The 15,110-nt window shown below is 40.4% G+C and carries 14 protein-coding genes and 3 tRNA genes; 3 read left to right on the top strand and 14 right to left on the bottom strand.

Features of this window, described 5'->3' with window-relative positions; all coding sequences use genetic code 11:
* The first annotated feature begins 5 nt into the window (after window positions 1-5).
* Window positions 6-962, top strand: a complete 957-nt coding sequence (locus AC4CUZ_RS01230) for a 2-hydroxyacid dehydrogenase (protein WP_419380882.1) — start codon at window positions 6-8, stop codon at window positions 960-962.
* Between the two features lie 50 nt (window positions 963-1,012).
* Here the strand turns inward: AC4CUZ_RS01230 and AC4CUZ_RS01225 are convergent, their stop codons facing one another.
* The 9 genes from AC4CUZ_RS01225 to AC4CUZ_RS01185 form a co-directional block, all read right to left on the bottom strand.
* Window positions 1,013-1,576, bottom strand: coding sequence for a hypothetical protein (locus tag AC4CUZ_RS01225; protein ID WP_114837455.1), 564 nt, complete (start codon window positions 1,574-1,576; stop codon window positions 1,013-1,015).
* Window positions 1,577-1,742: 166 nt separating this feature from the next.
* Window positions 1,743-2,264, bottom strand: a complete 522-nt coding sequence (locus AC4CUZ_RS01220) for a hypothetical protein (RefSeq protein ID WP_114837456.1) — start codon at window positions 2,262-2,264, stop codon at window positions 1,743-1,745.
* 300 nt (window positions 2,265-2,564) lie between these two features.
* On the bottom strand, window positions 2,565-2,954 hold the full coding sequence (locus tag AC4CUZ_RS01215; RefSeq protein WP_004978867.1) for a hypothetical protein: 390 nt from the start codon (window positions 2,952-2,954) through the stop codon (window positions 2,565-2,567).
* Between the two features lie 111 nt (window positions 2,955-3,065).
* A complete protein-coding gene (locus AC4CUZ_RS01210) occupies window positions 3,066-4,409 on the bottom strand; it encodes an ATP-dependent nuclease (protein WP_490748038.1) in 1,344 nt (447 codons plus the stop codon).
* A 21-nt stretch (window positions 4,410-4,430) separates the two neighbouring features.
* A complete protein-coding gene (locus AC4CUZ_RS01205) occupies window positions 4,431-5,456 on the bottom strand; it encodes an IS30-like element ISAba125 family transposase (RefSeq protein WP_079265503.1) in 1,026 nt (341 codons plus the stop codon).
* A gap of 37 nt (window positions 5,457-5,493) precedes the next feature.
* A complete protein-coding gene (locus AC4CUZ_RS01200) occupies window positions 5,494-6,156 on the bottom strand; it encodes an AAA family ATPase (protein WP_490747153.1) in 663 nt (220 codons plus the stop codon).
* Window positions 6,157-6,225: 69 nt separating this feature from the next.
* Window positions 6,226-8,295 carry a glycine--tRNA ligase subunit beta gene (glyS, locus tag AC4CUZ_RS01195; protein ID WP_114837641.1) on the bottom strand — a complete coding sequence of 690 codons (2,070 nt, stop codon included), beginning with the start codon at window positions 8,293-8,295 and terminating at the stop codon, window positions 6,226-6,228.
* Window positions 8,295-9,284 (bottom strand): glycine--tRNA ligase subunit alpha, encoded by a 990-nt coding sequence (gene glyQ, locus AC4CUZ_RS01190; protein ID WP_004978878.1) that lies wholly within the window; start codon window positions 9,282-9,284, stop codon window positions 8,295-8,297. Before glyQ ends, glyS begins: the two co-directional genes overlap by 1 nt.
* A 409-nt stretch (window positions 9,285-9,693) precedes the next feature.
* Window positions 9,694-9,984: a hypothetical protein gene (locus AC4CUZ_RS01185; protein ID WP_419381291.1), complete on the bottom strand. Its 291-nt coding sequence runs from the start codon at window positions 9,982-9,984 to the stop codon at window positions 9,694-9,696.
* 172 nt (window positions 9,985-10,156) lie between these two features.
* Between AC4CUZ_RS01185 and AC4CUZ_RS01180 the strand changes: the two genes are divergently transcribed.
* Window positions 10,157-11,254: an HPP family protein gene (locus AC4CUZ_RS01180; protein WP_058868850.1), complete on the top strand. Its 1,098-nt coding sequence runs from the start codon at window positions 10,157-10,159 to the stop codon at window positions 11,252-11,254.
* A 95-nt stretch (window positions 11,255-11,349) separates the two neighbouring features.
* Here the strand turns inward: AC4CUZ_RS01180 and AC4CUZ_RS01175 are convergent, their stop codons facing one another.
* Window positions 11,350-11,625, bottom strand: a complete 276-nt coding sequence (locus AC4CUZ_RS01175; protein ID WP_004692583.1) for a PspC domain-containing protein — start codon at window positions 11,623-11,625, stop codon at window positions 11,350-11,352.
* Window positions 11,626-11,905: 280 nt separating this feature from the next.
* On the opposite strand from AC4CUZ_RS01175, the gene AC4CUZ_RS01170 reads away from it, so the two are divergent.
* On the top strand, window positions 11,906-12,550 hold the full coding sequence (locus AC4CUZ_RS01170) for a hypothetical protein (protein WP_005400888.1): 645 nt from the start codon (window positions 11,906-11,908) through the stop codon (window positions 12,548-12,550).
* Window positions 12,551-12,693: 143 nt separating this feature from the next.
* Here AC4CUZ_RS01170 and AC4CUZ_RS01165 read toward each other — a convergent pair.
* From AC4CUZ_RS01165 to AC4CUZ_RS01150, 4 genes are all read right to left on the bottom strand, one after another.
* Window positions 12,694-12,769 (bottom strand) — tRNA-Lys (locus AC4CUZ_RS01165).
* Between the two features lie 102 nt (window positions 12,770-12,871).
* Window positions 12,872-12,947 (bottom strand) — tRNA-Lys (locus AC4CUZ_RS01160).
* A 19-nt stretch (window positions 12,948-12,966) separates the two neighbouring features.
* Window positions 12,967-13,042 (bottom strand) — tRNA-Lys (locus AC4CUZ_RS01155).
* A gap of 130 nt (window positions 13,043-13,172) precedes the next feature.
* A complete protein-coding gene (locus AC4CUZ_RS01150; RefSeq protein ID WP_114837645.1) occupies window positions 13,173-15,014 on the bottom strand; it encodes a long-chain-acyl-CoA synthetase in 1,842 nt (613 codons plus the stop codon).
* Between the last annotated feature and the right edge of the window lie 96 nt (window positions 15,015-15,110).

The following is a 15,110-nucleotide window of genomic DNA, read 5'->3' as shown; positions in this document are numbered from 1 at the left end:
GAGCAATGAAAGCCGTATTTTTAGATTATGCATCCTTAGATAAAAATGATTTGGACTTTCAAGCACTGCATGCTGTTTTTGATGAACTGATCCTTTACCCAAGTACCGATGCTGAGACACTTGTTGCGCGCGTGCAAGACGCAGATGTGATTATTAGCAACAAAGTAATGGTGGATGCCGATACCCTAAAACAATGCTCTCAGTTAAAGTTGATTTTAATCTCTGCCACTGGCACCAATAACATCGATTTGCAGCAAGCCAAAGCGCAAGGTGTTGTGGTGTGTAATTGTCAGGGTTATGGCACGGCAGCGGTGGCACAGCACACTTTGATGTTGATGCTTAACCTTGCAACCTCATGCTTGCAATATGACCGTGCGGTGCAGCAGGGCGAATGGAATAGAGCTTCTCAGTTTTGTCTATTGGACTACCCAATTATCGAACTTTCCGGCAAGACATTGGGCATTTTAGGTTATGGCGAATTGGGGCAGGCAGTGGCTAAACTCGCTGAAGCATTTGGCATGCGGGTTTTAGTGGGCAATTTGCCAAACCGTCCACATGCTGACTCAACACGAGTGGGCTTTGATGACTTGCTGGCGCAATCAGATTTTATCAGTCTGCATTGTCCATTAACCGATGATACTCGCGACCTGATTGATGCCGAAGCTTTCAAAAAAATGAAAAAAAGTGCCTTTTTAATTAATTGTGCACGGGGTGGAATTGTCAATGAAGCAGCTTTGGCAGCCGCGTTAAAACAGGGTGAAATTGCGGGTGCAGCAACTGATGTATTGACCGTTGAGCCACCCAAAGAGGGTAATGTTTTATTGGAGGCTCGTTTGCCGAATTTAATCATCACACCACACAGTGCGTGGGGCAGTGTCGATGCACGTCAACGCATGGTGCAGCAGTTGGTCGAAAATGCTCAAGCTTTTCAAGCAGGGCAGCCAATCCGCCGGGTGGATTAAAGCAAATAATGACAACTAAAAAGCCCATCAATTGATGGGCTTTTTTGCTATTAAAGCTTAGTCACTTTAATTTCTTCTTCTGCTTGGGCTGGTGTAAAGGAAGATGGTGCTTGGGTAATCGTGGGCTCATTTACTGTTTGTGGTGCGACAGGCTGTGGAGATGAGACTGAAGGCGCTTGAACCGCAGGAGCATCTACGGGTGCAGATGACGGTTGACTCAAACTACCTTGGTAAATTGGAGCGGGTTGATCCGTTTGACCAGTAATCACTTGCTTGGTTTCATGCAGCTTTTTATTTACATTTTGGGTGACTTGCTGTCCTGTTTCTTTGGCTTGTTCTGCGGTGTTGTTGGTGATGGTTTTTGCACTGTCCAAAGCTTGGTGTGCAGAAGGGCGAATTTTTTGGATGCCTTTTTCTGTAGCAGTCCCGACTTTTTCCGCCGTGTTAATCACACCTTCTTGCGTTTTATACGCCCAAACGTGAAAGATGTTGGGGTTTTTACCATAAGGCGTAATTGGCTTTTGCACTTGCTGAGTAGTGGTTTCTGTTTGTGCCCATACACCTGCTGTTGTCATTAAAAGAGCGCAGAAGAGTGTTGTTTTCATCATGTTCATAGAGCAGTGTACCTCTTGGGCTATCGTGCATAAATCAGCGTTTTAGCATAAAGCCTCTTTGTGTGAATTTCATGTGCTTGGTTGTAAACAAGCGTAGTGTGCAAACGTATATAGCTAAAAAAGAGCCCAGCATGTGGACTCTTTCAACTCTGGAGGAGTTTAACTTCTACTTCGCGCCAACGGCAGCATCGGTCGATGAACCGACTTTGGCTTTAGCAACAGGTGTATCTAATTCCACTTGAGCCTGCCCATTTACGCCAGCACGTTTAGGTTGACCACTGACAGCCTGCTTAGTTTCCTGCCATTTTTGTTTGGTCGCTTGTTGGCCTTGTTTCGCTTTATCTGCTATATAGTGACCACTTTTTTTGGTGTTATGCTCAACAGACTGTTTAACGTCACCAGCCTTATCTTTTACGACAGCAGATTTTTCAGCTGAAAATTCTTTGGTGTCTTGCCATTTTTCTTTGCTGAATGCTTTGGTTTTGTCGACACCCTCGTCAACCGTTTCACCTGTCGCATGCGCAGCATGTTTGACATCATGTTTTAAGTTTTGCAATACACTTGGCTGCGAGGTTTGAACTTGAACATTGGCCGATGTATTGGCTGTGGTATTTGCAAATAGGGAAGTGGAGGCTAAAAGTGCAGTGGTTAAAGCCGAAGCGGTGAGTGTCTTTGTTAAAACTTTCATCTTTGATTTTCTACCTCTTTATGACAGAACCCGATGAGGAGTTCAGAACAGCAGTCATCATAGACAGAAATGAGCTCAAAAATAGCGTTTGATATGAAAGTCGCACAATGCGGCAACAGCGCATGAACAATGGGCTGAAAATTGTGTCGTTCAGTTAATTCATTAAAATTATGTAAGTTTATGCGTGGTCGTTGTTTTAAATGTAAAGAATATGGAGACTGGTATTGAAGCAAAGGACACGAAGCGAAAGGCATTTGAGAGAAAGTCATCACTGATGTTGCACCAGTGATGACGATTTGCTTAGTTACATTGCGCTAAGGCTTCTTTTGCAAAGTGATTACGTAGTGCGAGGAAGTTTTTCTGTACTTCTGCATCGTGTAATTCAAATTTGGTTGCTGTGCTTGTACCATCGAGTGCAAAAGTTGCTGAGCCACCTGTGATGAGGGTGTAGTCACGGAACGCCCACTGTTCTACGACTTTGCCTGCTTTCAGGTTGCCGGTAAATTCGATGACACATTTGTCTTCAAACTTGGTCAATTTTGCTTTGTTATTGGTTGTGTCCGGATAAACTTCAATGTCTTGGACTTCTTGTAATACACCCGCTGTCAACTGTGGAATCGTTGGTTGAGATGTACATGCTGTAATAGAAAGGGCAGCAAAAGTAGCGAAAAGTACAGTTTTTAATTTCATAAGGTTCGTTCTTGTTGCGAGTTGTTAGGTTGAGTATAGGGAATGAATTTATAAAAGCCTAGGTTTAAAAGTAGGGACAGCTACTTTTTTATAACAAAGCAGCTGCAATTATTATTTTAATCTTCGATTGATTGATTCAAGTAGTTTTTCACAATTTCTAATTTCATCTTGTGTTAAATCTTTAGATGAATGTTCTCTAGCCCAGTTTAGGAAAGCTTTTGATAACTTAAATTTAGAAAATTTTGGATCAGCTTTTTTGAAAATATCAACAACAGCTTTCTCAGATGCTAAATCCTCAGAGTTAATTTGAATAGCATATTCAGTGAAGAAAATTGAAGCTAAAGTTTCACGTATAATATCTTCAATTTCAGAATTTTTAATTTCACGTGATAAAAACTCTTTAGTTCTAAGAATATTCTTAGTACCTAATGCATGAACTACAACTTCTTGCTGTGCAGCTTTATCACCTGCTAAGTCAGAGTCTAAAAGAGCTACAGATTTCAAATCATTATTGCTAAGCATGGATGCATAGTATGAAATTTTTGCAGAAGTACCCACAGGCAGAAGGGCAATATTTTGATCTAAATTTTTATCAAATAAAGAGTTGATACCCTCTAAATACCATAAATCTGTTAATCCTTCTAAAAGTACATTCTTTTTAGCTGTAAACATGCTTTGAGCTAAGTTATAGCCTAGAGCTTCCTGTAATGGGAAAAGTGCAGCAGGATCATTGGAAATAATAGTATTATTAACTTTTGTACCAATTGCTCTATCTGTTAATTCTACAATTCTGACTAAATCTAACTCATCCTGAGAAATCATAAATGGTGAATGTGTTGTATAAATAGTTTGATTCTTTTCAGCTAATTTACTAATAGTTTTAATAAATTCTTTTTGCTTCAAAGCGTGTAAACTAGTAGCTGGCTCATCTAATAAAAGAATGCAATTTTTATAATCATTATCAGCTTGTGATTCAAAGACTATGAAAAAAGAAACCATCCATTGGAAGCCTTCAGACCTTTGATCAAGTTCTATTTCAGCTCCTAATCTATCAGTTACTGCAACTTTTAAATATTGACCATCGGCAATTACTCGAAGTTGGGATGCTTCATCTTTTGAATTATTCGGATTCCAAATTTCTGTGATGGAGTTTGTGAGTCTTATACTTGACGCATTTAATTTATATTGGCGTTCATCTCGTTTTTTTCGGAATTCATCTGTATCAACACTATTATTTTCTACCCCTAAATTTGATAGCTCCCGTGGTGTATAACCAAGAAATTTTAGTAAAGATAAATTACCATAGTCATAGTATTTATCATCAATGATCTGTTGATCCTGTCGGTCTGCCAACTGTTTTAAGTGTATTAAGGGTTTGACTTTTATATAATTATTGAAGTAAATAAATTTGGGTAATGTTTTATTAAGTAGATTTAAAGTCTCATTATGAAAAATATTCTTTTTAGCTGGGCGAATTCAAACATGAGGTGCGACAGTTTGAAAAGTCTTATGATAATCAACAAGCTGAGCAAATTTCTCTAATGGTGTAAGCCAATCTAACGCTTTTCTAGGACGAGTATTCAGTGACATGGCAACTTGATTTAAATAATGCTGATCTGCCTGATTTAAATCAATCCCTTTAGGTAAATATTGCCTAATTAAACCATTCATATTTTCGCATGTGCCTTTTTGCCAGGGTGAATGTGGGTCACAGAAATATACATCTATGCCTAAATCTTCTTCGAGTATTTTATGTTCTGACATCTCACGTCCACGGTCATAGGTCAACGTTTTACGCAGTTCTGCAGGTAAATATTTCAGAGCTTCAGTTAAAGCCTTGCGCACTGATTCTGCCTTTGCATCAGGTAATGTTGCCAAGATACAGAGCCGTGTATTTCGTTCAATAAGTGTTGCTATCGAACTTTTATTGTCTTTACCTTTAATTAAATCAGCTTCCCAATGACCCGGTATTTTTCTTTCTTGAACTTCGGCTGGGCGCTCATGAATAGTTTTAATATCCTGTAATATAGAATCTTTTTTAGGTTCACCGTTAGCTTTTCGCTTTTTATTTTCATGACGTAGACAGGATAATAAGTCTTTTTTCAACTCACCCTTGGGTAATGCTCGTATCGTTGAATAAATCGTTGTATGGCTTACATTCATTGTTTGATCCAAATCAGGAAATGTCTTTAAACGCTTTGCTATTTGCTGAGGAGACCATAAACAACGGATCGCTTCAACAATAAATTTCCAGAGGATTGAATCGATTTTGAGTTTTCTGTGACCACGTCTACGTCTAGCAAAAGTGTTATCAGAAGCATATCGAGCTTGATAAACGTCATTGATGCTATTTCTTTTAAGCTCACGATAGATCGTACTAGGATGTCTTTTAATAAGTTCAGCAAATTTTCTGGCTGAAAAGCCTTCTTTTCTTGACTCAAGCATTAATGCAGTACGATCTTCAAAGTTAAGATGATGGTATGACAATTTTATATACTCCATAAACCCTTTAAATTAATTAGGTGGTTTATGTCGCACTTCAAGTTTTACTCTGCCCTGCTTTAGTTAACTCGGAAATTCTATTAATTTCTTTTACATTATCTTCATCTATCTTTAGTTCAGCAGTATCAATTAACTGAATAAATATATTTGAATCTTCAGTGGATAGAGAAGGGTAATCATACTTACTTTTTGCTAAAAAATTCTCTAATTTTTCAATTATTTCAGAGGCAGTGGAGTTGCTTTTTAATGCTTCAATCAGTCTAAGAGTTGGTTTTCTTATATCACCAAAAGTTGTACTTTTAAAATTCACAATACTATGAATACAGTGATCATATTTTTGTTCACGTAGGTATATTAGATTTTCTAAATCTATTATCCCTTCACTAAAATTAGGTAATTCTTTAATTGTATCTATGTCGTTCTGTTCTAGGCTAAACCAACCTTTCACTAGAGGTGTCTTTTTTAACTCTTCAGCAGATTTATTTTGTACATATTCAGAATATTTAGAACGGGGGAAGTCTCTTAAAATATCAACTTTTTCAATATCACTTGCTGGATTTAAGTTATTAATAGCTTTTAATAGTGCTGTTTTTCCTGCTTCATTGATGCCAACCAATACCGTTTTGATCTTTTCAATCTCAATTTCGCCACTATCTAAAATACTTCTATAATTTTGTACATGTACTTTGACTAGCTTCATTTTTATTGCTCAAAAGAAAACCCCACTCATTCAAGCAGGGTTTTCTTTTAAATTCAAGTAACTAAGACTTTAGTGTTGCAACACCGAAATATCCGCAACACTTGTAAACAAATCACGTAACTGAGCCAGCAAACGTAAACGGTTTGCTTTCAATTCAGCATCATCAGCCATGACCATGACATTCTCAAAGAAAGCATCAATTGGTGCACGTAACGCAGCTAACTTAGAAAGCGCAGCGGTATAGTCTTTCGCAGCCAAAAGTGGTTGAACTACAGGTAGAACATTTTGGATCTCTGCATAAAGTGCTTTTTCAGCATCTTCAACCAATTTAGATTCGACAATTTCACCCGTAGGTGCAGCTTCTTTCGCCAAGATATTGGCAACACGCTTATTCGCAGCAGCCAAAGCAGCGGCTTCAGGCAGGTTACGGAAATGATTCACCGCAGTAACACGCTTATCAAAATCAAGTGGTGATTTTGGAGAAAGTGCTTGAACTGCTTGAATCACATCAACAGCAACGCCTTGGTCTTCATACTTCGCACGATAACGACCTTCAAGGAATGCAACAGCATCCGCCAAAGTCTTGTCGTGGTCTTTCAATACATCGCCATAAGCAGCCAAAGCAAGCTTGATCAATTCTTCAATTGAAACATCAAGATTATTTTCAGTCACTAAACGCAAAATACCAATCGCAGAACGACGTAAAGCAAACGGGTCTTTAGAACCTGTAGGTGCTTGACCAATACCGAAAATACCAGTCAACGTATCTAAACGATCAGCAAGCGCAATCGTAGTACCTGCCTTAGTTTGAGGTAAAACATCACCAGCAAACTTAGGTAAATATTGTTCACCTAAAGCTTCCGCAACTTCATCATTCTCGCCTTCAATACGTGCATAGTAAGTGCCCGCAATCCCTTGAAGTTCAGGGAATTCGCCAACCAATTCAGAAGTTAAATCACACTTTGCAAGAAGTGCTGCTTTTTCAGCATCTGCAGGATTCGCACCTGTGATTGCAGATAAAGCCACAGCCAATTTAGCAATACGTTCAGATTTATTCCAAAGCGTACCTAACTGTGCTTGGAAAACCATATTGGCTAATTTTTCTTTACGAGATGCAAGCGGTTGCTTTTGATCTTGTAAGAAGAAGAATTCAGCATCAGACAAACGAGGGCGTACAACTTTCTCATTCCCTTCAATAATTTGAGTCGGATCTTTAGACTCAATATTTGAAACAGTAATGAAGTAAGGTTGAAGTTTATTGTCAGCATTTACTAAACAGAAATACTTTTGGTTGTCTTGCATGGTGGTGATCAAAGCTTCTTGAGGCACAGCAAGGAAGCGTTCTTCAAAGCTCGCACGAAGTGCAACTGGCCATTCAACCAATGCGGTGACTTCATCACGTAAATCAGCAGGAACGATGGCAATTGCATTGACTTCATCAGCCAAAGCTTTGACTTGTTGGTCAATGATCGCTTGGCGTTCTTCAAAATTCGCTACAACTTTCGCAGCACGAAGTGCATCTAAATATGCATCTGCATTGGCTAAAGTAATTGCTTCAGGTGCATGGAAACGGTGACCATAAGTCACATTGCCTGCTTTATGATCCTGAATGGTTGCATCAACCACATCATTGTCTTTTAACAATACAACCCATTTTACAGGACGAACGAATTCAGTACGGCTTGCCGCAGAACGCATACGTTTTGCAATTGGAAGGTTATCTAAAGCGGTTTGTAAAATTTGTGGCAGTAAAACGTCAAGGCTTTGACCTTTCACATCTTTTAGGTAACAAACTTTTTCAACTTTACCTGCTTGGAAAGTTGAAACTTGATCCGCAGTAATGCCTTGACCACGCATAAAGCCTTCAAGTGCTTTGGTTGGCTTACCTTCCGCATCATAAGCCGCTTGTACAGCAGGGCCGTCAAAACGTTTTTGAGTATCTGCTTGCGCAGCATCGACATTGATGATTTTCAATGCCAAACGACGAGGTGCTGCATAAGCTTCGATAGAATCAAAAGCCAAGCCTGCATCTTTTAAGCCTTTTACGGTTTCAGCTTGCAATGCATCACGTAAAGTCTTTAAGCTTTTTGGTGGAAGTTCTTCACAGCCAAGTTCAAATAAAACTGTATGTTTAGACATTATTTGTTCTCCGCTGATTTTTCTGCTTGAGCCGCTTCTGCTTCAACCTGAGCTTTCAGTTGCGCTAAAACTTCATCACGTAAATGTGGTTCTGCCATTGGGAAACCAAGCTTGGCACGCGCAGCCACATAACTTTGCGCAATTGAACGCGCCAAAGTACGTACACGTAAAATATAGCGTTGACGCTCAGTCACAGAAATCGCACCACGTGCATCGAGTAAGTTAAAGCTGTGTGATGCTTTAATGACTTGTTCATAGGCAGGAAGTGGAAGTTCAGCTTCCATTAAACGAGTTGCTTCAGCTTCATAGAAATCGAACAATTCAAACATTTTTTCAACGTTGGCATATTCAAAGTTATAGGTCGATTGCTCAACTTCATTTTGATGGAATACATCGCCATAAGTCACAGTACCGAACTGACCTTTGGTCCAAACAAGATCGTAAACAGAATCGACACCTTGTAGGTACATGGCCAAACGCTCAAGACCGTAAGTGATTTCACCTGTTACTGGGTAACATTCAACACCACCAACTTGTTGGAAGTAAGTAAACTGAGTCACTTCCATACCGTTGAGCCAAACTTCCCAACCCAAGCCCCATGCGCCAAGCGTTGGAGATTCCCAGTTATCTTCTACGAAACGAATATCGTGAGTAAGAGTATCGATACCAATCGCTTCTAAGGAGTCTAGGTAAAGTTGTTGGATGTTGTCAGGGTTTGGTTTCAGTACCACTTGGAACTGGTAGTAGTGTTGCAAACGGTTTGGGTTTTCACCATAACGACCGTCTTTAGGGCGGCGTGACGGTTGAACGTATGCTGCGTTCCAAGTTTCAGGCCCAAGTGCGCGTAAGAATGTTGCAGTGTGGAATGTCCCTGCACCCATTTCCATATCGTAAGGTTGTAAAATGACACAACCTTGTTCAGCCCAGTAGTTTTGTAAGGCAAGAATTAAGCCTTGGAATGTATCAATATGCGATATGGCGCGACTCATGCAGCATCCATTATAAATATAAGAAAAAATTGGTTCTAAGTATAAGGACTTTGCAGAGGAGTGGCAAAGGCTCTATTTATTTTTCAGCACTTAATTTTATATTCGCTAAAATGGCTTAGTACGACCTGTACACAGTAAGTCGTGATGAATTTCGTATAAACATTCATCATGCCAACCATAATGAATATCTTTGCATATTTGGTGGGAAATATGCTTTGAGTATGTCAATGTTTCTAAATGAGTATGAAGATCATGGGCTAACATAACAAAATGGGTCTTGGGATAAGGCCATTTGGCATGATTGTTAAAGTGGGAAACTAAATTTCCAAGTGACAATTCAAGTGTTAATAATTCATTTAAGCAGTCGCAGATTTCAAGTTTTTCAGTCATGTTCTATACTTTTCATAAATTATCCAATAATAAGGTGATGATGTACGGTGCAGTAAGCATCTGTATGCCAATTAGAATGCATATCTCGATTAATCTGTGCTTGAACATTTGGGTGTTGGGGGAAATTAAGATTTTTTAAATGCAGAGATTGTTTTAGATAAATCAAATGACTTTCTTCTTTAGGCCACTGTCCATGAGCATCGTAACCAGAGATGTTGTTGCCTTGTTTCACTTCAAATTGAATCAGGACAATTAAGCATTCACATAAACCTAAAGTTTCAAGGTGATCTTCATATTTGAATTTTCCCAAGACGTGTACCTTTCTTCTTATAAAAATGAAACTCTTGCGCTAAATATAGACTTTGCTGATAACAATTGAAATAACAAAATTGATATCTCTAAGATGTAAAATAGATGCATCTTATTGGTGAGACCGCGTATAATTTTGCACTGGTTAAGTGCGCAAAAGTAGAAGGGCGGCTGTGTTTCATATGCAACTTGAATGGTTAAATACCTTAAAACCGAATTTTAAAGTGTTACCGCTAAAGGAAAGAATGCTCTGTGGTTTGGGTGCATTGTTGGGATTAGCACTGTCTTCACTCATAAGTTGGTGGCTTTTGGGTGGGATCAATGCATGGTATATCGCCCCGATGGGTGCGTCCTCGGTGTTGCTTTTTGCCGTACCAGCTAGTCCTTTGGCTCAGCCATGGAATATTGTGATTGGGAATACGATTGCAGCTGTGATTGGGGTGACCTGTGCACTCTATATTTCCAACTTAACAGAAGCATTTAGTGTTGCTGTGGCTTTGTCGATTATTTTGATGATGACGACAGATTCTTTGCATCCACCAAGTGGTGCAGTGGCAATTACAGCGGTACTGGGAGGAGATACGGTACACGAGTTAGGGTATCAATTTGTGTTTTATCCTGTTCTACTTAACTCGATCCTGCTTCTCGTGATTGCGATTGCGTTCAACCGATTGCTCGGGAAACAATACCCAACCGTGGCGCAAGTCAATACGCGTAGCACCGACCCGACCCCCACCCAGAAGGTCACAATTCAACCTGAAGATATTCATCAAGTTTTAGCCCAAGAAACACAGTTGCTTGACATCAGTGAATATGATTTACAAAAATTGATTTTAAAAGCTCAAGCGCAGGCCGATACTCGCTTTCACATAGACCTGCGTTGTCGGGACATTATGAGTAAAGATGTCCTGTGTTTATATGAAGATGAAGACATTCAAGTCGCTGTGGAAAAATTTAAACAGGTCAATTTGATGAGTTTACCTGTGTTAAATCGAGCTGAACAAGTTTGCGGAACCTTAGCTTTATATGAGGTGGTGGAGTGGTTCCAAAAGGCAACGGATTTGCGTACCTCTTGGCAAGATCAAGTCAAGCACATTATGAAACGTCAGGTGGTCACGGTACAGCCGGATCAAGAACTACAAGATTTGATTCCGTACTTTGTTGAACGTTCTTTTAACTATATTCCTGTGGTTGAAAATAAGGCTTTGGTCGGCATCATTAGCCGTGCCGATATGATTGCAGCGTTGTATCGTCTGTTACAACATCGCTAAGTCATGTGAGTGTCGTAGGCAAAAAAAAGCTACGACACTTTGGGGGAAGTTGTCGTAGCATAAAAAGAAACTTTTTTGAGACGAAAGATGTGCGCTTATGGGTTGCGATGATCTGGATTAACGGTACGCATCGTATTGCTATAACCTGATCGAGCCTGTGGAGAATGCTCAATTTGGTCTTTTTGTTTCGGCATCACCAACCAAAGAATCAGGTAAACCAAAATTCCAGGGAATGCTGCACTTAACAGTGAAATGGTGATGAAAACAATACGAAGTAAATTTGCGTTCCAACCAAAACGTTCAGCAATACCACCCATTACACCAGCAATCATGTTTGAGCGGTTTGAGCGATATAAACCAACATTGGCCATCTAGGTCTCCTTAAAATTAAAATCTGAGTGGCTTTATGCACTCATAGTTTAAAAATGGAGATGGAATTAAGTTTTTAAAGGTGACGGAGTCGATTAAAAAGTAAAGTTATGTAAAGAGATAAAAGCTGTGGTTTTGATCAGGACTAAAATGTGCTCTATTTGGCGTTGAGCTAGCTGCTTAAAGTCAGTAAGTCATTTGAATCCGAGAAAACACCAGAGGTCGGGATGGAATATTCGTGATGGTTATGGAGATTAATCACGTGCAGAAAGTGAGTGTGGAATGAAGTTGAAACGAAAGCATCAGGGTTTGATTGGCGCATTACTGCAAGGGGCAGTGGGGCTAATCGGTGTATCGTTAGCTGGCTGTGATGGTGGGCTGTCGGAGGCGTCACAACAACATGAAAATAGCACAGTAGAGGATGTTGCTGTTCCGCCTGAGTCGGGGAAGAAGCTGACTGAGGTGGCAGGACGGGCAACCATGCAAGATGATTCGGAGTATGCACCTCGTACGCTGGATATTGGTGAACAGCAGTTCATTGGGCGTTATCGCACACAAATTCAATGTGATGGTTATTTTTTCCCTTGTGAAACGGGGAAGGCTGATTTTATTCTCAATTTTTTACCTGATGGTACGGTGCATCGCAGCATTGTACGCTTAGGCAAGGTCTTTTCGGAAAAACAACGCCCTGGCTTTTCAAACTTAAGTTATCGCCGTGATACATGGACCATGAATAAAGAGCGAACAGAGTTGATTGTCCATCGTAAAGAGGGGATTAATTTTTATTATCGCGTGGTGGATTCGCAAACGCTGCAAATGGATTTGGATAAAAGTAATAATCTAGATGCCACTAACCAAAAATTGTATGCGCGAGGTTTTCCGAAATTAGAGCGTGCGTATACGTTAAAGCGTGAGCCTAATTCATAGTTAAAATGGAATTGGGTAAAGCAACAGAATAAGACTGAAGAATAAAAATAGTGAAGAAATGAACAGAGTGCGAATTTTATGAATTAAATAGCATTTCGCTAAATAAATGTCATATCAATGCAATTAAAGAGGATCTAAATAAATGGTGGGTCGTCCGCGATTCGAACGCGGGACCAACGGATTAAAAGTCCGCTGCTCTACCAGCTGAGCTAACGACCCTGAGCAAGGTGTGCGAAAGAGTATTCGCTGAAAGTTTAAAAAAGAAATTTTTAAAGCATTCCAACCTGAGCAGGTTTGTAAAATTAGATTTTACAAGAAAGATGGTGGGTCGTCCGCGATTCGAACGCGGGACCAACGGATTAAAAGTCCGCTGCTCTACCAGCTGAGCTAACGACCCATCAAGGGTATCAAAGGAATGGTGGGTCGTCCGCGATTCGAACGCGGGACCAACGGATTAAAAGTCCGCTGCTCTACCAGCTGAGCTAACGACCCATATCATTTGATGGAGCGTATTGTAGCAAGATATGCATCGAGCGCAAGTAAAAAATCGCAAACTTGTTGATGTTTGATTATAAATACAACAAATTTGTGATTAGGTAGCTAAAAAACAAGCAATTCGAGTTTAGAAGCGATATTGATAGGCTTGAATGTTATCAAAGACTTGTTGCGTTAAATCTGCATAGGCACTGCTGTTGGGTAACAGGACCAGCAAGCGTTCATCCGTTTTTTTCGGGTCAAAGGCTTGTTCTTTGAGCTTGTTCTTTTGGTATTTAAACGTTCCTGTAGTTTCAACTTGCTTTTGTACGCGTAAGAAAACGGGTACAGCATAGGCAGGCAGACATTTTTTAAAGCTCACGAGCATTTGGGCTAAATCCTGCTCATTCAATTCAGCGCCGTCTGCCAGTGTAATCGCAGCCATCCCCGCTCGGCCATTGGTGTTCGGAATTTCGACACCATAAACCACGGCTTCGGTGATTTTGTCATATTCACTAACCATGTTTTCAACTTCAGTCGTGGACACATTTTCGCCTTTCCAGCGGAAAGTGTCGCCTAAGCGGTCGACGAATTGGGCATGACGGAAACCAATGTCGCGGACTAAGTCCCCTGTGTTGAAATAAGCATCGCCGGACTTGAAGACATCTTTAAGAATCACTGATTTATTTTTTTCAGGGTCGGTATAGCCATCAAAAGGGGAGCGGCGGGTAATTTTACCAATCAATAAACCAACTTCGCCTTTTTTGACCTTGATACAGCCACCTTTGGCATCATAAACAGGCGCATTTTTTTCTTTATCAAACTGGATAATGGCATAAGGCGTAGGTGAAAAGCCGACAGTGTTGTCAAAGTTAAATACATTGCTAAAACCGACATTGCCTTCACTCGATGCATAAAGCTCTAAAATTTCTTCAATACCAAACCGCTGTTTGAATTTGTCCCAAATATTCGGACGCATGCCATTGCCGATCATTTTGGTGACACGGTGCCCTTTTTCTAACGCTGAAGGTGCTGCATCAATGAGGTAGCGACATAACTCACCGACATAGCCAATGGCCGAGGCATCGAACTTTTGCACATCTTTCCAAAATGCAGAAGTGGAGTATTTACGGCGCAAAGCCAAGGTGCCCGCACCCGCAATCACGCCACACCAACACACCACAATACCTGTTGCATGGTACAGCGGCAAGGTGACATACATCACATCGTCTTTGCCGAGGTTGAGTACGTGCCCGTAGGTTCCATAAGCCAATGTCCAGCGGCTATGCGTGAAAATAACGGCTTTAGGTAGACCGGTTGTGCCTGAGGTATAAATATAAAACAAGCCATCTTTACCCAGCACACTGTGTGTGGTTGGTGTATTGAATTTGGCAAAGGCATCAATTTTTTCAGCAAGATTACTAAAACCTTGTGGTGCAAGGCCTGCATCTTTTTGGGTTTCTTGGTCAGCAAACCAATAGAAACGATCCGCAGAGAGATTTAAATCATGACGGATTTCATCAACTGCGGCACGGCATTCTTCACCCACGATTACTGCGATAGGTTTGACCAGATTAATACTATGCGCCAGCACTTTACCGACTTGCGAGGTATTGATTAAAGCCGCAGTAACGCCGATTTTGGCAAGTGCAATCACGGTTGCAACCAATTCAGGACGGTTTTCAATAATCACTGTGATGACATCACCCTTTTTTGCCCCGATGGATAAAAAATAATGCCCGATTTGGTTTGCCCATTCGTTGAGGGCTTGATAGCTAAATTTTTGATCTTCAAAAAGCAAGGCCATACCGTGAGGGTTGCGCTTCACTGCTTTTTCAAAAGCAATCCCGAGGCCTGCTGGGGTGTTTGGGGTACGTAAATATGCTTGCTTTAATCCACTGAGTAAGTTGGGAACTTTACTGATGAATTGAGGAAGTTTTGCTGCAACGTCAGTAATACCAATGAGGTCATGTGATGGGTGTTGGCTCATATGAATCCTAATTATTTTATGCAATCCAATGCGTTTGAATAGTGCTCAGTTTCTACACTTGTTCTTTTAATCGTTTCGGTCTAGTGCAATCAACCT

The sequence above is a fragment of the Acinetobacter sp. 789_lipA genome (genome assembly GCF_058242845.1).
This window is presented reverse-complemented; position numbering and strand designations above follow the sequence as displayed.